The sequence below is a fragment of the Oerskovia enterophila genome, from assembly GCF_044748475.1.
Taxonomy (GTDB): domain Bacteria; phylum Actinomycetota; class Actinomycetes; order Actinomycetales; family Cellulomonadaceae; genus Oerskovia; species Oerskovia enterophila.
The window spans coordinates 741127-757528 of sequence record NZ_JBIVFZ010000001.1 but is presented as its reverse complement, the minus strand read 5'-3'; the positions used below and the strand labels follow the sequence as shown (position 1 = coordinate 757528).

Annotated in this window: 17 protein-coding genes and 1 tRNA gene; 9 read left to right on the top strand and 9 right to left on the bottom strand. The window is 72.3% G+C overall.

Features of this window, described 5'->3' with window-relative positions; all coding sequences use genetic code 11:
- Positions 1–46: 46 nt before the first annotated feature.
- Positions 47–604, bottom strand: a complete 558-nt coding sequence (locus ACIPWA_RS03330) for a hypothetical protein (RefSeq protein ID WP_400288090.1) — start codon at positions 602–604, stop codon at positions 47–49.
- Positions 597–1364 (bottom strand): phosphatase PAP2 family protein, encoded by a 768-nt coding sequence (locus tag ACIPWA_RS03325; RefSeq protein ID WP_400288089.1) that lies wholly within the window; start codon positions 1362–1364, stop codon positions 597–599. The genes ACIPWA_RS03330 and ACIPWA_RS03325 overlap by 8 nt, the downstream gene beginning before the upstream one ends.
- A gap of 151 nt (positions 1365–1515) precedes the next feature.
- Here ACIPWA_RS03325 and ACIPWA_RS03320 point away from each other — a divergent pair, with 151 nt between their 5' ends.
- The 5 genes from ACIPWA_RS03320 to ACIPWA_RS03300 all read left to right on the top strand — a co-directional run bounded on the left by ACIPWA_RS03320 (position 1516) and on the right by ACIPWA_RS03300 (position 5471).
- Positions 1516–1665, top strand: coding sequence for a hypothetical protein (locus ACIPWA_RS03320; RefSeq protein ID WP_157257454.1), 150 nt, complete (start codon positions 1516–1518; stop codon positions 1663–1665).
- Between the two features lie 215 nt (positions 1666–1880).
- Positions 1881–2519, top strand: a complete 639-nt coding sequence (gene orn / locus ACIPWA_RS03315) for an oligoribonuclease (RefSeq protein ID WP_369800575.1) — start codon at positions 1881–1883, stop codon at positions 2517–2519.
- Positions 2520–2588: 69 nt separating this feature from the next.
- Positions 2589–2664: transfer RNA gene (locus ACIPWA_RS03310), tRNA-His, on the top strand.
- A gap of 129 nt (positions 2665–2793) precedes the next feature.
- Complete coding sequence (locus ACIPWA_RS03305) at positions 2794–4200, top strand: FAD-binding oxidoreductase (RefSeq protein ID WP_400288087.1); 1407 nt, start codon at positions 2794–2796, stop codon at positions 4198–4200.
- On the top strand, positions 4197–5471 hold the full coding sequence (locus tag ACIPWA_RS03300; protein WP_400288085.1) for a class I SAM-dependent methyltransferase: 1275 nt from the start codon (positions 4197–4199) through the stop codon (positions 5469–5471). Before ACIPWA_RS03305 ends, ACIPWA_RS03300 begins: the two co-directional genes overlap by 4 nt.
- A 48-nt stretch (positions 5472–5519) precedes the next feature.
- Here ACIPWA_RS03300 and ACIPWA_RS03295 read toward each other — a convergent pair whose 3' ends face one another.
- Positions 5520–5909: a nuclear transport factor 2 family protein gene (locus tag ACIPWA_RS03295; RefSeq protein ID WP_400288083.1), complete on the bottom strand. Its 390-nt coding sequence runs from the start codon at positions 5907–5909 to the stop codon at positions 5520–5522.
- 309 nt (positions 5910–6218) lie between these two features.
- Here ACIPWA_RS03295 and ACIPWA_RS03290 point away from each other — a divergent pair, with 309 nt between their 5' ends.
- Positions 6219–6698 carry a hypothetical protein gene (locus ACIPWA_RS03290; RefSeq protein WP_056648499.1) on the top strand — a complete coding sequence of 160 codons (480 nt, stop codon included), beginning with the start codon at positions 6219–6221 and terminating at the stop codon, positions 6696–6698.
- A gap of 169 nt (positions 6699–6867) precedes the next feature.
- Here ACIPWA_RS03290 and ACIPWA_RS03285 read toward each other — a convergent pair whose 3' ends face one another.
- Both ACIPWA_RS03285 and ACIPWA_RS03280 read right to left on the bottom strand, forming a co-directional pair.
- Positions 6868–7788, bottom strand: coding sequence for an ATP-grasp domain-containing protein (locus tag ACIPWA_RS03285; protein ID WP_056648497.1), 921 nt, complete (start codon positions 7786–7788; stop codon positions 6868–6870).
- Between the two features lie 66 nt (positions 7789–7854).
- Positions 7855–8901, bottom strand: a complete 1047-nt coding sequence (locus ACIPWA_RS03280; protein ID WP_056648495.1) for an ABC transporter ATP-binding protein — start codon at positions 8899–8901, stop codon at positions 7855–7857.
- A 68-nt stretch (positions 8902–8969) separates the two neighbouring features.
- Between ACIPWA_RS03280 and ACIPWA_RS03275 the strand changes: the two genes are divergently transcribed.
- From ACIPWA_RS03275 to ACIPWA_RS03265, 3 genes are all read left to right on the top strand, one after another.
- Complete coding sequence (locus ACIPWA_RS03275; RefSeq protein ID WP_400288080.1) at positions 8970–9734, top strand: ABC transporter permease; 765 nt, start codon at positions 8970–8972, stop codon at positions 9732–9734.
- Positions 9731–10411, top strand: coding sequence for an ABC transporter permease (locus ACIPWA_RS03270; protein ID WP_068625722.1), 681 nt, complete (start codon positions 9731–9733; stop codon positions 10409–10411). The genes ACIPWA_RS03275 and ACIPWA_RS03270 overlap by 4 nt, the downstream gene beginning before the upstream one ends.
- Before the next feature lie 84 nt (positions 10412–10495).
- Entirely contained in the window at positions 10496–11512 is a 1017-nt protein-coding gene (locus ACIPWA_RS03265; RefSeq protein WP_056648492.1) for a glycine betaine ABC transporter substrate-binding protein, read from the top strand.
- A 28-nt stretch (positions 11513–11540) separates the two neighbouring features.
- Here the strand turns inward: ACIPWA_RS03265 and ACIPWA_RS03260 are convergent, their stop codons facing one another.
- The 4 genes from ACIPWA_RS03260 to ACIPWA_RS03245 form a co-directional block, all read right to left on the bottom strand.
- Positions 11541–13073 (bottom strand): dihydrolipoyl dehydrogenase family protein, encoded by a 1533-nt coding sequence (locus ACIPWA_RS03260; protein WP_400288078.1) that lies wholly within the window; start codon positions 13071–13073, stop codon positions 11541–11543.
- Positions 13074–13182: 109 nt separating this feature from the next.
- Positions 13183–13749 carry an AAA family ATPase gene (locus ACIPWA_RS03255; protein ID WP_056648488.1) on the bottom strand — a complete coding sequence of 189 codons (567 nt, stop codon included), beginning with the start codon at positions 13747–13749 and terminating at the stop codon, positions 13183–13185.
- 124 nt (positions 13750–13873) lie between these two features.
- A complete protein-coding gene (gene trmB, locus ACIPWA_RS03250) occupies positions 13874–14611 on the bottom strand; it encodes a tRNA (guanosine(46)-N7)-methyltransferase TrmB (protein WP_056648487.1) in 738 nt (245 codons plus the stop codon).
- Positions 14612–14767: 156 nt separating this feature from the next.
- Positions 14768–16108, bottom strand: coding sequence for a TrpB-like pyridoxal phosphate-dependent enzyme (locus tag ACIPWA_RS03245; protein ID WP_068625718.1), 1341 nt, complete (start codon positions 16106–16108; stop codon positions 14768–14770).
- Positions 16109–16402 lie beyond the last annotated feature (294 nt).

Here is a 16402-nt window from a genome sequence, read left to right as displayed (position 1 = left end):
GTAGGCACTGGGCCGGGAGGGTCGTGAGAACCTCCCGGCCTGCATGTCACTTGCCGTAGTAGGTCTTTGCCTTGCCGTGGCCGCCACTGTTCGCATAGGGGTCGTACGCGACCCACTTGGTGACGGCCTCCGTGCCACCGGTCCCCCACTTTCGACCCGAGGTCGCGATCACGCCCGAGTATGGCCAGTTGTGCTCGAGCTGGGCGGTCGTGTAGTGATACGTACCCACCCACGTGGTCCATCCGTGGGAGCGCTTGTGCGTCGTGCCGCCGATCAAGGTGTCCTCGGCCTTCCCCGTGTGCTTCGGGGTCGCAGCCAGGGCGGCGAACGGCAAGGCATGGCCCTGCACGGCGAACGCGCCGCCGTCCTCCGACCAACCACCGAGCACATCGTTCGCCTGGGCCGACGTGGCGGGAACTAGAAGAGTTGCACCGAGGATTCCGGCGACGATGGCGGAGTACAGACGGTTTTCATGCGGCCCCCAGGTCGAGTGTGGTTGCGCGGGAGCCGACAGTTGCACAACCCCCCGCTGTGAATACGCGTAGAGTAGCCCATTTCCGACGATCAGGCCATAAGGGTTGTAAACGCGCACCCGGTCAGTCACGCCCGTTCGCCGCCGACAGGCGCTTGATCTCGTGCAGCCTGTCGATCACCACCACGCCCCCGAGGACCGCGACCGCGAGGCTCGCCCCCGCGAGCACGTCGGTCACGAAGTGATAGCCCAGGTACAGGCGGCTGCCCCCCACGACGGCGATCACCACGACGCTCACGGCGACCCAGACCACGAGCACGAGCCGGCGCTGCCGCCCCTCCTGCCACTGCCGCCACACGAGGTATCCGCCGACCAGCACGAGCGTCGCGGCGCCGATCGTGTGCCCCGACGGGAACGAGAAGCTGCGCTCGACGCCTGGGACGACCATGGCGGCGTCGTCGGGCCGCGGCCTGGCCACGAGCGCCTTGAGGAGAGTCGACACGACCGTCGAGGCGATCATGGCCCCGGCCAGCAGGCCCGGTTCCCACCAGCGCCGGGTCGCGAGCCCCCACCACAGGCACCCCACGCCGACCAGGATCGGCAGCACCACCGGGCCGAACAGGTTCGTGACGACCGTCAGGACCGACGTCGCGGCCGCGGTCCGGTGCGCGACCATCCACGCGAGGACGGCGTCGTCGGTGAACCAGAGGTCGTCGCGCTCGCGCACCGAGTCGTAGACGACCAGGAAGCCCAGCACGCCGATCACGACCAGGACCAGGCCGGGCAGGGCGGCGACGAGCCGCGCGCGCCACACGCTCCCCGTGCCCGACGGCGCCACCTCCCCCGTTCTCACGTCACGTCGTGCGTCGCTCGGCTCGCTGTCTGCTCCCATCCCGAGAGCCTAGGGAGAAAAAGGCGTGCACCGCCCGGTGAAGAGGTGGTTGTGTTGCACCTATCACCGCGGTGGCGTCCGTCCGGTCAGTACCGGGCGGTGGAGGACCCGGCCAGGTCCACGAATCCGACGTCACGAAAGACGAACCACCATGCATCCCCAGCTCATGCACGACGTCGCCGACCTCGGCCGGCGCGAGCAGCTCCAGGAGCAGACGCTGCGCCGCAGCAGCCTGCGACGGACGACGACCCGCATCCCGGCGCGCACCCGGCAGGCCCGCCTGCCGCGTCGCACCGCATGACGGCGCCCGGCCGCTCGGCGATCTCCCGCCGACCGGGCACCCACGACCGAAGGCCCTGATCTCCTCGTCACAGGAGTCAGGGCCTTCGTGCTGCCCGGCGCGCGGCAGGGAGCGCGGCCGGAGCGCCGCGGGCGACCCCTCCCCCGCCCACGGCCTAGGCTGTGGGCGTGAGCCCTGTGAACACCAATGACCGCATCGTGTGGATCGACTGCGAGATGACCGGTCTCGATCTGGGCGCCGACGCGCTCATCGAGGTCGCCGCCGTCGTCACCGACTCCGAGCTGAACGTCCTGGGCGACGGGATCGACGTCCTCATCGCCCCGCCGGCCGAGGCGCTCGAGCAGATGGGCGACTTCGTCCGCGAGATGCACACCACGTCCGGGCTCCTCGAGGAGCTGCCGGGCGGCACCACCATGGCCGACGCGCAGGCCCGTGTGCTCGAGTACATCCGCACCTGGGTCCCCGAACCGGGCAAGGCACCGCTCGCAGGGAACTCGGTCGGCACCGACAAGACGTTCCTCGAGCGCGACATGCCGGAGCTGGTCGGCCACCTGCACTACCGGATCGTCGACGTCTCCTCGATCAAGGAGCTCGCACGGCGCTGGTACCCGCGCGTGTACTTCGCGTCGCCCGCCAAGACCGGCGGCCACCGTGCGCTGGGCGACATCCTCGACAGCATCGACGAGCTGCGCTACTACCGCGAGGCGCTGTTCGTGCCGCAGCCCGGCACCGACTCCAAGACCGCGAAGGCGGTCGCCGAGCGCATCAAGGAGACCTCGGTCTCCAAGTCGATCGGGGCGTCCGGAACGGCCGCCGGGACCGGGACCGAGCCGGAGGCCGCACCCCTGTCCTGAGACCCCTCAGAAACCAGGTACACTTTTCGACGGCTGCTAAAGAGTTCTTCGGAGCTCGAGCAGGCCGTGGTGGGTATAGCTCAGCTGGTAGAGCACCTGGTTGTGGTCCAGGGGGTCGCGGGTTCAAGTCCCGTTACTCACCCCACGGAGAGAGGCCCCTCGCGTTCGCGCGAGGGGCCTCTTCTCGTTCCGGACGGCCCCCGCCCCGCACGGGCGACGGGTGTGATTCCGCTCACCGGTGGCGGCCTCGCCAGCCCCACCTACAGTGGGTGAGGTGTCAGCCCCCGCGAACGTTGCCGTCCGTGGTGAGCACCAGCACGCCGAGGCCGTGGCCACGCTGGTCCGCTCCGCCGCCGCCGTCGAGCCAGGCCGCCCCTTGCGCCTGGCCAAGAGGACCACGAACCTCTTCCGTCCCAGACGGCCGTCGGACGGGCCGGGCCTCGACGCGTCGGGCCTGACGGGCGTCGTCTCGATCGACCCCGAGGCGGGTACGGCCGACGTCCAGGGCATGTGCACGTACGAGGACCTGGTCGCCGAGACCCTCCCGCACGGCCTCGTGCCGACCGTCGTCCCGCAGCTGCGCACGATCACGGTCGGCGGGGCGCTCGCGGGCCTGGGCATCGAGTCGAGCTCCCTGCGCAACGGCCTGCCTCACGAGGCGGTCCTCGAGCTCGACGTCCTGACTCCCGCGGGCGAGGTCGTCACGGCCACGCCCTCGGGCGAGCACGCCGACCTCTTCCGCGCGTTTCCCAACTCCTACGGCACGCTCGGGTACGCGACGCGTGCGAGGCTGCGGCTGGACCGCACCGAGCCGTTCGTCGCGGTCCGCAACGTGCGCTTCGGTTCGGTCGCCGAGGTCGCGGCCGCGATCGGCAAGATCGCGGCGGACGGGTCGTGGGACGGCGAGCAGGTCGACCTTTGCGACGGCGTGCTGTTCGACCCGGGCGAGGTGTACCTGTGCCTGGGCAGGTTCGTGGCGGGCGAGGAGGCCCGCACGCTCGCTCCCGCCCCGAGCGACTACACGGGCCAGAAGATCTACTACCTGTCGCTGCGCGAGCGGTCGATCGACGTCCTGCGCACGCAGGACTACCTGTGGCGCTGGGACACCGACTGGTTCTGGTGCTCGCGCGCGTTCGGGGTGCAGAACCCGCTCGTGCGCAGGTTGTGGCCGCGGCGCTGGCGGCGCTCCGACGTCTACCGCAGGATCGTGGGCCTCGACGAGCGCCTGGACCTGACCGGCCACCTCGCCGACCTGCGGCACCGGCCGCGCAACGAGCGCGTGGTCCAGGACGTCGAGGTGCCGCTCGACCAGGTCGAGAGCTTCATGGCGTGGTTCACGGGCCATGTCCCCATGTCCCCGGTGTGGCTGTGCCCGTTGCGGCTCGCGTCGCCCGAGCCGTGGCCCCTGTACCCCCTCGAACCGCACCGCGTGTACGTCAACGTGGGGTTCTGGGGCGGGGTCCCGATCGCCGAAGGGGCGCACGACGGCGACGTGAACCGTCAGATCGAGATGGCGGTCGCCGTCCGGCACGGGCACAAGTCGCTCTACTCGACGTCGACGTACGGCCGCGAGACGTTCGACACCCTCTACGGCGGCCTCGACTACGCGGCCGTCAAGGACCGCTACGACCCGGCGGGGCGCACGCCCACGCTCTACGAGAAGGCGGTGCAGGGAGCATGACGCAGATCGCAGTGGCCGACGTCCTGGACCAGCTGGCCGACGGCCCGCTCCCGTTCGGGTTCACCGCGTACGACGGGTCGAGCGCGGGGCCCGCGGACGCCCCGTTCCACGTCCACCTGGCCAACGAGCGCGGCCTGCGCTACGTCGCGACGGCCCCGGGCGGGCTGGGCCTGGGGCGAGCGTACGTCGCGGGCGACCTCCAGGTCGACGGGGTACCTGCAGGCGACCCGTACCCGCTTCTCAAGGCGGCCGCGGACGGGTTGCGGCTGCGTCGCCCGAGCGCGGCCGAGGCCGCACGGATCGCTCGTGGGCTGGGCCTGGGGGTCCTGCGCCCGCCCGATCCTCCGCCCGAGGAGCACCTGTCACGGCTGCGTCGGCTCACCGAGGGCCTGCGCCACTCGCGCCGTCGCGACGCCGACGCGATCAGCCACCACTACGACGTCTCGAACGCGTTCTACGAGCGCGTCCTGGGCCCGTCGATGACGTACACGTGCGCGTGCTTCCCGACCCCGCAGTCGACGCTCGAGGAGGCCCAGGAGCACAAGTACGCGCTGGTCGCGGGCAAGCTCGGCCTGCACCCCGGCATGCGCCTGCTCGACGTGGGCTGCGGCTGGGGCGGCATGGTCCGGCACGCGGCCCGCTCGGGCGTCCGGGCCCTCGGGGTCACCTTGTCGCGCCAGCAGGCCGAGTGGGCGCAGGACCGGATCGAGCGCGAGGGCCTCGCCGACCTTGCCGAGGTCCGGTACGCGGACTACCGGGACGTCACGGAGGGCGGGTTCGACGCCGTGAGCTCGATCGGGCTCACCGAGCACATCGGGGTCGCCAACTACCGCGCGTACTTCACGTTCCTCCAGGGGCGGCTGCGGGACGGCGGGCGCCTGCTCAACCACTCGATCACACGCCCGACCAACACCGCCCGCCCCCGAGCGGGCGGCTTCATCGACCGGTACGTCTTCCCGGACGGGGAGCTCACGGGGTCGGGCCGGATCATCTCGACCATGCAGGACGTGGGCCTCGAGGTGCGTCACGCGGAGAACCTGCGGGAGCACTATGCGATGACGCTGCGTGAGTGGGGGGCCAACCTGACCCGCCACTGGGACGAGTGCGTGGCCGACGTCGGGATCGGCACGGCCCGCGTGTGGGGCGTGTACATGGCGGGGTCGCGGCTCGCGTTCGAGCGCAACGAGATCCAGCTGCACCAGGTCCTCGCGGTCCGTCCGGAGCCAGGTGGGGCGGCGGACTTCCCGCTGCGCCCGGACTGGACCCCGTAGGCCCGACGGCGCCGCGCACCGTAGGCGGTCGCGTGCGGCGAGGAGGGGTCAGGACCCGTCGCGGGCCGCCGTGAGGTGCGTGTGGACGCACCGCCACCCGTCGGCGCCTCGGACGAACACGTCGGTGACCCACTCGTCGGAGCTGAACGCCCGCCCGCGGTAGTGCCCGGTGGTGGTCCCGCGCCCGGTGAGGACGGCGACGTCCCCCAGGCCTTGCACGCTGCCGGTGATCTTGCTCATCGTCTCGTGCGTGAGATCGCCTGAGCGGACGAGGGCCAGGAAGGTCTCGCGGGACGTGATGCCGTCCTCTCCGACGATCTGCCAGTCGTCGGTCGTGAAGCGGCCGATCGCGTCGGCATCGTTGTCGACGATCGCTCTCCCCCAGTCGGCCTCGACCACCTCGAGCTCGGTCGTGAGGTCGCGCTCCGTGCCGGTCATCCGTCCGCCTCCTGTCGGTGCTCCGTCGTCGCGGGCAGGCGCTCCGTCGAGGGCCGTCGGGACCTTGGTCCCGCCCCTCCGAACCCTTCGGCACTACGCCCCGACGGGCCTCGTCGGATCACACTTCCTCTCGTTGACAATCTGTCATCTCCGCGTGACAGAGGCCACATTCTCAAGCTTGTGAAGGCATTCACAAGCACGTTAGGGTCAACATATCGAAGCGCTCCCAGCCCCGGGTTCGCACCGAAGATCGGCCCTTTCCGTTCCTCCGTCACAGGTCGTCCGACCTCTTCCTCTGGGAGTCACACCATGAGCACCAGCACCGCTGGTCCCGCCCGGTCCGTCCGTCTCATCGGCCTCGTCACGATGATCGCAGGCCTCGTGCTGCTGCTCGCCGGCGCAGCCACCTGGGCCACCATCTCCTCGCAGCTCGCGGCCGAGAAGATCACCGTCTCCGAGGACGCCTCGATGTTCGGTGGCTCCCAGGTCCGCGGCCCGTTCACCGCGTACGCACAGGCCGAGGTCATCAACAAGCACGCGCTGGCCGCCTCGGAAGGCAAGACCTACGCCGAGCTCGACAAGGAGGACCCGGCCCGTGCGACCGTCATGAACGGCTCGTTCCTCCGCGCCTCGCTCTTCACCTCGGTCGTCTCCTACGGAGTCAGCGCTCTGGTCATGGGCCTCGGTGTCCTGTTCGGCCTCCTCGGCTACGCACTGCGCCGCATCGGAGCAGCTCCTGCCCTGGCCGCCGGTCCCTCGACGACCACCCCTGAGGTCGCCAAGGTCTGATCTCGGACCGGCTCCACCGCACGACCCGCACGACCCGCACGGCAGATCACCCGGCAAGAATCTCCCGGCATGGTGAAGGGCCGACGAGCACCAGCTCGTCGGCCCTTCATCACGTCCGGGCCCGGGGGCCTGCTGTCGCGGGGATCGTCACCGCGTCGGCGTCGGGCCGTCAGGCCGTGGGCGCCGCGACGAGCCGCTGTGCGACCGCGTCGGCGAACCGGTCGAGCGACCCCTTGCCGAGCGAGAAGAACAGCGACGGCTCGGTGAGCTCGACCTCGATGACCATGGGTGCGCCGTCGTCCCCACCCACCAGGTCGACGCGTGCGTAGAGGTTGGGCTCCTGACCCGGGACCGCCTTCGCCGCGACCGCGAGCGCCTGCTGCGCGACCTCGAGCTGCTCGGGGCTCGCCTCGAAGCGGCTCATCTCCTCCTGCTTGTACAGGCCCTGGGTTGGCCGGTGCGGCCCGGTGAGGAGCGCGTTCTTGCGCACCGCGTGCGAGAACTCGCCGTCGATGAAGACCAGGCCGGTCTCGCCGGCCGTGTCGACGCTGCGGACGTAGGGCTGGACCATGACCTGGCGCCCCGAGACCAGCAGGTTCTTGGCGTGCTGGATCGCGAGGCCGCGCGAGTGGGCCTCGCCCGACTGGTAGCGCCCGGTGTCCTTGGCCCCGGCGCTCACGACGGGCTTGATGACGAAGTCGCCCTGCGCGGGCAGGCGCGTGTGGATGGCACGCGACGACAGGTTCTGGCTCGGGTCGAGCCAGAGCGTCGGGATGACCGGCACGCCCTGCTCCTCGAGCTCGCGCAGGTAGCGCTTGTCGGTGTTCCAGCTGATGACCGCAGCGGGGTTGAGCACCCGGCCGGCGCGCTCGGCCCACTCGACGAACTCGTCGCGGCGCGGCGCGTAGTCCCAGGCGGAGCGCACGACGACCGCGTCGAACGAGGTCCAGTCGACCGTCTCGTCGTCCCACACCGAGGGCACGGCCTCGATGCCCCGCGCGGCGAGGGCACCGACGAGCGGAGCGTCGTCGGGGTCGAGGTGCGGCAGGACGGAGCAGGTGGCGACGGCGATGCGCGAGGTGGTGGTCACCCACAAGAGCCTAGACGCCCTGGGCTCACTGAACACGTGGGACCGGGTGAGATCTGCGTCGCGCCGCTAGACCGCGGCGGCATCGGCTGTGCGCCGCAGGGCGGCGAGGATCCCGTCCGCGGTGAAGGAGCCGACGACGTCGCCCGCCTCGTCCGCGACGGGCACCCTGCCCATGGCGGACCCGGGCAGGGCCGCGATGGCCTCGAACGCCTCGGTCAGCGGGGCGCCGAGCCGGATGGGCTCGGGAGCGGGGGCCGAGATCAGCTCGGCGCCGTCGAGGTCGCCCTGCTGCACCGTGGCCAGGCCGAGCATCCGGACGGGCGCCCCCTCGCCGATGAACTCGCGGACCGCGTCGCTCGCGGGGTGCGCGAGGACGGTCAGCGGCTCGGCGAGCTGTTCAAGACGCCCCCCGAAGCTGAAGACCGCGATCCGGTCGCCGAGGTGGACGGCCTCGTCGATGTCGTGGGTCACGAACAGGACCGTGGTCCCGAGCTCGCGCTGGATGCGCCGGAACTCGGTCTGGAGGCGACGCCGGCCGGCGGGGTCGACCGCCCCGAAGGGCTCGTCCATGAGCAGGACGGGCGGGTCGGTCGCGAGCGCGCGGGCGACTCCCACCCGCTGCCGCTCGCCCCCGGACAGCTCGTGCGGGTAGCGCTTGGCGTAGGTGTCTGGGGCCAGGCCGACGAGCTCGAGCAGCTCGCCGACCCGCGCCCTGGTCCGCGCCTTGTCCCAGCCGAGCAGCCCGGGCACGGTCGCGACGTTCTGGGCCACGGTCCGGTGCGGGAACAGGCCGACGTTCTGGATGACGTACCCGATCCTGCGGCGCAGCGCCACGGGGTCGCCCTGCGTGATGTCCTCGCCGCGCAGCAGGATGCGCCCGGCCGAGGGTTCGACGAGCCGGTTCGTCATGCGCAGCGTCGTGGACTTCCCGCAGCCCGACGGCCCGACGAGCGCGAGCATCTCGTGCTCACGGACGCTCAGCGAGAGGTCGCCCACCGCGACCGTGCCGTTGGGGTACTCCTTGCGGACGCCGTCGAACACGATGGCCGCCTCGTCGGTGATGGTCGGGAACGCTGCGGTCGCCTCGCTGGTGCCTGTCGTGGAGCTCGCCATGCCCCGACGCTACCGGGCGCCCCACGTCGTCGCGCGAGCGGTGGGCGGCTCGGGATAGGTTCGACGGCATGCCACCCAACCCGTGGTTCTCGTGGAGCTACGTCCAGAACAACTGGGGAGAGATCTCCCAGGCGCTCGTCGAGCACACGACGATCACCCTCGAGGCCGTGCTCATCGCGCTCGTGATCGCGCTGCCGCTCGCGGCTCTCGCGCACCGCGTGCGCTGGCTGGCCGTGCCCGTGCTCGGCATGACGGGCGTCATGTACACCATCCCGTCCCTCGCCCTGTTCTCGATCCTCGTCCCGTTCACCGGGATCGGGCGGACGCCCGTGCTCATCGGCCTGGTCATGTACGCCCTGCTGATCCTGGTGCGCAACATCCTCGTGGGTCTCCAGGGCGTGGACCCGGACGTCCGCGACGCCGCCAGGGGTCTGGGCTACGGATCGACCCGGCTGCTGGCCTCGGTCGAGATGCCCAACGCGCTCCCGAGCATCATGACCGGGGTGCGTCTCGCGACGGTCTCGACCGTGGCCCTGGTGACCGTCGGGTTCGTCGCGGGGTACGGCGGGCTCGGCACGCTCATGTTCCGCGGCTTCCGGTCGAGCTACAACGCCCAGATCATGACCGCGACGCTCCTGTGCCTGCTCCTGGCCGTCGTGCTCGACCTCCTCCTGCTGCTCCTGGGGCGGGCCTTGACGCCCTGGTCCCGCACGCGGGGCGCCTCGTCGAGGACCGGTTCCCGGCCGGCGGCCGGCGCCGCGAGCGCGACCACGGGGTCCGAGTCGCGGGAACCGCTGGAACCGCGGGACCGGACGGCGGTGCGGGACGCATGAACGTCGTCGAGCAGGCCCTGACGTGGCTCAACGACCCCCTCAACTGGACCGGGCCGGACGGGCTCCTGGTCCGCACCGGGGAGCACCTCGAGATGACGGCCGTCGCGGTCCTCCTCGCGGCGCTCGTCGCGCTGCCCGTCGGCATCTGGCTCGGGCACTCCGGGCGCGGGGCCGGGCCGACCATCGTGGTCGTGAACACCTCGCGCGCTCTCCCGACCTTCGGGATCCTGCTCATCCTCGCGGCGGGCGGGTTGTTCGGGAACCGTGCGGCGGTCATCTCGGCCGTGATCTTCGCGATCCCGCTCATCCTCGCGAACGCCTACACGGGTGTCGCCGAGGTCGACCCCGACGTCAAGGACGCCGCGCGAGGCATGGGTATGTCGTCGCAGCGCTCGCTGTGGCTCGTCGAGGTGCCGCTCGCCGTGCCCTTGGTCGCGGCGGGTCTGCGCACCGCGATCGTGCAGGTCATCGCGGTGCTGACCCTCGCGGCGTTCGTGGGGGGCGGGGGGCTCGGGGTCCCGCTGCGGGTCGGCTTCTCCAACCAGCGGTACGGGCAGGTGCTCGCCGTGGGCGTCGTGATCGCGGTCCTGTGCCTGGTCGTGGACGCCGTCCTGGCCCTGGTCCAGCGTGCCGTGACCCCCGCGCCTCTGCGGACCAGGGCCGGGACCTTGCGCTGAGGCGTCGCTCGGGTTGCCGGTCTCCGGCGCCGGGGGTGGAATGGGTTGTCCGTGCGAGCCGACGATCGAGAGGCCCCGACACACATGTCACGGCGATCCACCACCCTTCGCACCCTGTCCGCTTCCGCCCTCCTCGTCCTGGCCCTCGCGGCGTGCGGCGAGGCCGGCTCCTCCGGTACCGGAGGGAACACCTCCGGCGGTTCGACGTCCACAGCGAGCGGCGCCGCGTGCGAACCGGTCGCGGGCGACGCGCTCGTCGTCCTGGAGGACGACAAGCACCTCCAGACGGTCGACAACATCATCCCTGCGGCGAACGCCGCCGCGGTGGCGAACCAGCCCGCGGTCCTCGAGCTCCTCGACACCGTGTCCGCAGCCCTGACGACCGACAAGCTCATCGCGCTCAACAAGGCCGTCGACGTCGAGCGGCAGACCTCTTCCCAGGTGGCCCAGAAGTTCGTCGAGGACGAGGGCCTCGCGGCCCAGGACACCCCGGGGACGGGCACGTCCCTGGTCGTGGGGGCCGCGAACTTCTCCGAGAGCACGACGCTCGCGGAGATCTACGCGGCCGTGCTGCGCTCGGGCGGGTACGACGTCACGGTGCAGACCGTCGACGCGCGCGAGACGTACCTGCCCGCGCTCGAGTCGGGCCAGCTGAGCGTGTTCCCCGAGTACGTGGGCACGCTCACCGAGTTCCTCAACAAGGAGATCAACGGCCCCGACGCCGAACCCCTCGCGAGCGGCGACCTGGACACCACGGTCGCGGCCCTGCGTGAGCTCGGTGCGCAGAAGGGCCTGACGTTCGGCGAGCCGTCGTCGGCCCAGGACCAGAACGCGTTCGCCGTCACGACGGCCTTCGCCGAGGAGCACGACGTCTCGACGCTGAGCGAGCTCGCCGAGGCCTGCCCCGGGGGCATCACGCTGGGGGCCGGGCCCGAGTGCCCCGAGCGCGCGTTCTGCGAGCCCGGTCTCGAGGAGAAGTACGGGCTCAACATCACCAACTTCGTCAACCTCGACGTGGGCGGCCCGCTGACCAAGGCCGCCCTCCTGCAGGGCGAGATCGTTCTCGGCCTCGTGTTCTCCTCGGACGGCCAGCTCGGCTGACGAGTAGGCGGCTGCTCGCGGCAGACGGTCACAAGCCGTAGGTCTCGAGCAGCCGTAGCCAGACCTCGCTGATCGTCGGGTAGGCGGGCACAGCGTGCCACAAGCGTGCAAGCGGCACCTGCCCGACGATCGCGATGGTCGCGGCGTGCAGCATCTCCGCCGCGTCCGGGCCCACGAACGTCGCGCCCACGATCACCTGGCGCTCGGTGTCGACCACGATCTGCGCGGTCCCCTCGTAGCCCTCGGCCACGAGCACGGCCCCGGACACCGACCCGAGCTTGTAGGACACCGCACGGACCGGCAGGCCCGCCTTCTTCGCCTCGGCCTCGGTCAGCCCCACGGACGCGACCTCGGGACGCGTGAACACCACCTGCGTCTTGGCTCCGTGGTCCGCGGTCGCGGCATAGCGGCTCCAGGGCTCGGGGGGCTCGGGGGCCTGGCCCGCCGAGCCGCTCGCCCCCGCGGCCCGTGCCTCCTCGGGCCGGACCTTCCCGAACCGCGCCGCGACCACGTCGCCGACGACCCTGCCCTCGTACTTGCCCTGGTGCGTGGTCGCGACCCGTCCCGTCACGTCGCCGCACGCGAAGAGCCAGCCGCCCTCGACGCCCTGGACCTCGAGCTGGTCGTCGACCGCGAGACCCTTCCCGGGTTCGAGCCCGACCGCCTCGACCCCCAGGTCCCCCGTGCGCGGCACCCGGCCGGTCGCGACGAGCACCTGCGCGCCCGCGACCGATCCCCTGCCCTGGGGGCCGTCGTACGCGAGGCGCGCTCCGCCGTCGGGCAGGGACGTCGCTCCCGTGACGCTGACCCCCAGCCGGACGTCCACCCCGATCGCCCGCAGGCCCGCCGCGACGGCCTCGCTCGCGAAGGGCTCCGAGCGCCCGAGCAGACGGCCGCGCGAGAGCAGCGTGACCTTCGACCCGAGGTCGGTGAAGGCCGTGGCCATCTCGACCCCCACCACTCCCCCGCCGATCACGACCAGCGAGGCCGGGACGTCCTGCACGCTCGTCGCCTCGCGGCTGCTCCACGGGTCGGTCTCGGCGAGGCCGGGAGTGTCGGGCAGGACGGGCACGCTGCCCGTCGCGACGATCACGGCGTGCCGCGCCGCGAGCAGCCGGGTCGCGGGGAGGTCGTCGACGTCGGCGTCGGGGTCCTCGGGGCTGACCTCGACGAGCCTCGGCCCGACCAGGCGCCCCAGGCCGCGCACGAGCGAGATACCGGCGCCGTCGAGCCACTGGACCTGACCCGAGTCGTCCCAGTGCGAGACCATCTCGTCGCGGCGCGCCAGGATCGGGGCGGGGTCGAGCGTGGGACTCGCCTCGACGCCCGGCACGGCGCGAGCGGCCGCGAGCGCTGCTCCGGGGCGCAGCAGCGCCTTGGACGGCATGCACGCCCAGTAGGAGCACTCGCCGCCGACGAGCTCGGCCTCGACGACGGCCACGCTCAGGCCCGTGCGGCTCGCGCGGTCGGCCGCGTTCTCGCCGACGGGCCCACCGCCGATCACGATCACGTCGAACGTCTCGTCGGGGGTGGCCTGGGTCCGGGGGTCGCTGCTGCTCATGCCTCCCATCGTGACCCGGAGGGCGCGGGGCTGCGCGTCGGGCGGTCGGCTCGCCGAGCGGCGGGGCGGGCCGCGGCGAACCGCTGGTCGACCCGGCGGCCGGCACCGCTCAGGCGACGCGCGCCTCGTCGAGACGGTCGAGGATCTGCGCGACCGTCTGGGCGACGGTCCACCCCGTCGTGTCGAGGCGCAGCCCGCCCGGGGTCTCGCGAGCGGCCTCGGCGAACTCCTCGGGGGTCCAGGCACCGTAGGCCTGCTTGTGCCGGGCGGCGTCGCGCGCCGCGAGGGTCGCGGCGTCGGGCGTCAGCACGACGGCGTAGCGCGGCCGGGTGCGCAGGCTCGCCGTGAACCGGGCCAGGTCGGGCCCCAGGAGGATGTCCTGGACCACGGCGGTGATCCCCGCGGCCGCGTAGGTGTCCGCGGCGTGGGCCGCGAGGGACTGCCGCAGGTCGAGCTGGGCGCGCGCAGCGGGCGAGAGCGGCGGGTCCATCGAGGCCTGGCCGCTCACGACGAAGCGCCGGAACATGTCGCCGCGCACGTGCGCCGCGAGCGGGAACGAGCGGGCCAGGGCCTCGGCGACGGTCGACTTCCCGGAGGCCATGGCCCCCGTGACGACCAGGACGGGAGCCGGCTGACCGGGGTGAGCGGCGCCGTCGGGCAGGGAGGTCGTAGGCATGACCGGAGCCTAGGTCGCGCGGCCCCTCGCCGAGAAGCGCATTCTCGCCCCTGATCGGCGCCGGTCAGGGGCGGCCGCTCACTTCTGGCGGGAGCGCGCCCTGCCGGACCGGCCCGAGCCGCACTCAGACCCGGCGGAACTCCAGGTCCGTGATGGAGCGGCCCGCGGCGTGCCCCTTGCCCTCGAAGCTCGTGCGCACGCGCCCCTCGAAGCGCGGCGCGACCGCCCCGACCCCGTGGACGTTGACGAACGACGGGTTCGCTCCGATGACCTCGAGCATCTGGTCGGCGTACTCGGCCCAGTCGGTCGCGAGCCGCCACGTGCCGCCGGGGCGGATCGCGCGCGCAGCGAGCTCCGCGAGCGAGGGCGTGACGAGGCGACGCTTGTGGTGCCGGGCCTTGTGCCACGGGTCCGGGAAGAAGACCCACAGCTCGTCGACCGATCCCTCGGGGAGCGTCGTGGTGAGCACCTCGGCCGCGTTGGCCTGCAGCAGGCGCACGTTCGTCAGCCCGCGCTGGGTCGCCCGCAGCACGGTCTGCGCGAGCCCGGGCGTGTAGACCTCGACGGCCAGGAAGTCACGCTCCGGGGTCGCCTCGGCCGCGTGGACCACGGCCTCGCCCAGGCCCGACCCGACCTCGACCACGAGCGGAGCCTCGCGACCGAACGTCGCGGCGACGTCGAGCACGTAGGCCGGGTCCACGGAGGTCCGGGCCTCCGCGCGCGGGACGTCGACGACGAGCTGCGCGGCGTGCTCGTCCCACGCGCGCTGCTGGCGAGGGTTGAGGCGGCCGCTGCGACGGACGAAGGACACGATGTCGGTACGGAAGCCCTGCTCGCGGGCTTCGTCGAGGGTCTCGGGCACCCGACAAGTCTAGGCGGGCCCCGGGGCGGACCCCGGGCGCGCGTGAGGCAGCCTCCTGGAGGCCCGCCTCACGCGCGGGGGGCTACGCCTCGACGGCGCCGGCGGCAGCGAGGGCGGAACGGGCGGCCCCGCCCGAGCGCTCGCCGCCCGACGACGTCACACGTACTGCGCGTACGCCGGCAGGTCGAGCTGGCCGTTGCCCGACAGCCCGATCACGACGACCTCGGGCTCCGTGACCGTGCGCGCGTAGGCGATCGCCGCCGCGACCGCGTGCGTCGACTCGGGCGCCGGGATGATGCCCTCGGACCGGGCGAACTCGAGCCCCGCCCGGAACGCCTCGTCCTGGTCGATCGCGACCGCGTCCATGAGCCCCAGGTTCACGGCGTGCGACACCATGGGCGACATGCCGTGGTAGCGCAGGCCGCCCGCGTGGATGGCGGGCGGCACGAAGTCCTTGCCGAGCGTGTGCATCTTGAGCAGCGGCGTGAGCCCCGCGACGTCACCGTGGTCGTAGCGGTACTCACCCTGGGTGAGAGACGGGCAGGCCGCGGGCTCGCACGCGACGAGCCGCGTCGTCGTGCCCTCGCGCAGGTTGCGCCCCAGGAACGGGAACGTGAGCCCCGCGAGGTTCGACCCGCCGCCCGCACAGCCGAACACGACGTCCGCACCCGTCTCGCCCGCCTCCTCGAGCTGGACCAGGGCCTCCTGCCCGATGACCGTCTGGTGCAGCATCACGTGGTTGAGCACGCTGCCGAGCGAGTAGTGCGCCTGCGGGTCCTGCGCCGCGACCTCGACGGCCTCGCTGATCGCCATGCCGAGCGAGCCCGTGGTGTCCGGGTCGCTCGCGAGGATCGCACGCCCCGACGCCGTCAGCTCCGAGGGCGACGAGTGGCACACGCCCCCGTAGGCCTCCATCTGGAAGCGGCGGTACGGCTTGGAGTCGTACGACGCGCGGACCTGCCACACCTCGCACGTCAGGCCGAGCAGGGCCGCGGCCATCGAGAGCGAGGCCCCCCACTGCCCCGCGCCCGTCTCGGTCGTGAGCCGCGTCGTGCCCTCGATCGCGTTGTAGTACGCCTGCGCGATCGCCGTGTTCGGCTTGTGCGAGCCGACCGGGCTCACGCCCTCGTACTTGTAGTAGATGCGGGCGGGCGTGCCGAGCTCGCGCTCGAGGCGGTGTGCGCGGATGAGCGGCGCGGGCCTCCACATCGCATAGATCTCACGGATCGTCTGCGGGATCTCGATGTAGCGCTCGGTGCTGACCTCCTGCTCGATGAGCGCCATGGGGAACAGCGGGGCCAGGTCCGCGGGCACGAGCGGCTCGAGCGTGCCGGGGTGCAGGTGCGGCGGCACGGGCTCGGGCAGGTCCGCGTTGAGGTTGTACCAGTGGGTCGGGACGGTGGAGGGGATCTCGACACCGAGCGGCTCGAGCGAGCGCGCGGTCGGGGTCGCGGGGGCCGAGGGCGCCGCGGGGGTGGAGACGGGGGACGTCGTCAAGGGACTCTCCTTCGTGGATGGGCACGTGCGGGGGCACGTTCCGGGCGATCCACTCCGGGAGACCTGCTGGACCGCCCGTCGTCGGGCTCGGTCAGCACGCCACAGCGTCCGACCGTCAGTGGTCGGGCCACCAGGTGTGCGCGGTGAGCAGGTTCACACCGGTGACCATAGCCGACGACGGACGGGGTGTGAAACGGGTCTCACCAGCGGCCTGCAAGGAAGGGCGTGAGGGGGCCGGCCGCGCGGCGGCGGGCGGGAACGCCGAAGGCCCCTCCCCGCGTCTCCGCAGGTGAG

What these genes read in the sequence shown, in the direction of transcription:
- ACIPWA_RS03325 (WP_400288089.1), bottom strand. Translation starts at nt 1,364, where the DNA reads ATGGGAGCAGACAGCGAGCCGAGCGACGCACGACGTGACGTGAGAACG.
- ACIPWA_RS03265 (WP_056648492.1), top strand. Translation starts at nt 10,496, where the DNA reads ATGTCACGGCGATCCACCACCCTTCGCACCCTGTCCGCTTCCGCCCTC.
- ACIPWA_RS03255 (WP_056648488.1), bottom strand. Translation starts at nt 13,749, where the DNA reads ATGCCTACGACCTCCCTGCCCGACGGCGCCGCTCACCCCGGTCAGCCG.
- ACIPWA_RS03300 (WP_400288085.1), top strand. Translation starts at nt 4,197, where the DNA reads ATGACGCAGATCGCAGTGGCCGACGTCCTGGACCAGCTGGCCGACGGC.
- ACIPWA_RS03295 (WP_400288083.1), bottom strand. Translation starts at nt 5,909, where the DNA reads ATGACCGGCACGGAGCGCGACCTCACGACCGAGCTCGAGGTGGTCGAG.
- orn (WP_369800575.1), top strand. Translation starts at nt 1,881, where the DNA reads ATGACCGGTCTCGATCTGGGCGCCGACGCGCTCATCGAGGTCGCCGCC.
- ACIPWA_RS03275 (WP_400288080.1), top strand. Translation starts at nt 8,970, where the DNA reads ATGCCACCCAACCCGTGGTTCTCGTGGAGCTACGTCCAGAACAACTGG.
- ACIPWA_RS03270 (WP_068625722.1), top strand. Translation starts at nt 9,731, where the DNA reads ATGAACGTCGTCGAGCAGGCCCTGACGTGGCTCAACGACCCCCTCAAC.
- ACIPWA_RS03290 (WP_056648499.1), top strand. Translation starts at nt 6,219, where the DNA reads ATGAGCACCAGCACCGCTGGTCCCGCCCGGTCCGTCCGTCTCATCGGC.
- ACIPWA_RS03280 (WP_056648495.1), bottom strand. Translation starts at nt 8,901, where the DNA reads ATGGCGAGCTCCACGACAGGCACCAGCGAGGCGACCGCAGCGTTCCCG.
- ACIPWA_RS03260 (WP_400288078.1), bottom strand. Translation starts at nt 13,073, where the DNA reads ATGAGCAGCAGCGACCCCCGGACCCAGGCCACCCCCGACGAGACGTTC.
- ACIPWA_RS03320 (WP_157257454.1), top strand. Translation starts at nt 1,516, where the DNA reads ATGCATCCCCAGCTCATGCACGACGTCGCCGACCTCGGCCGGCGCGAG.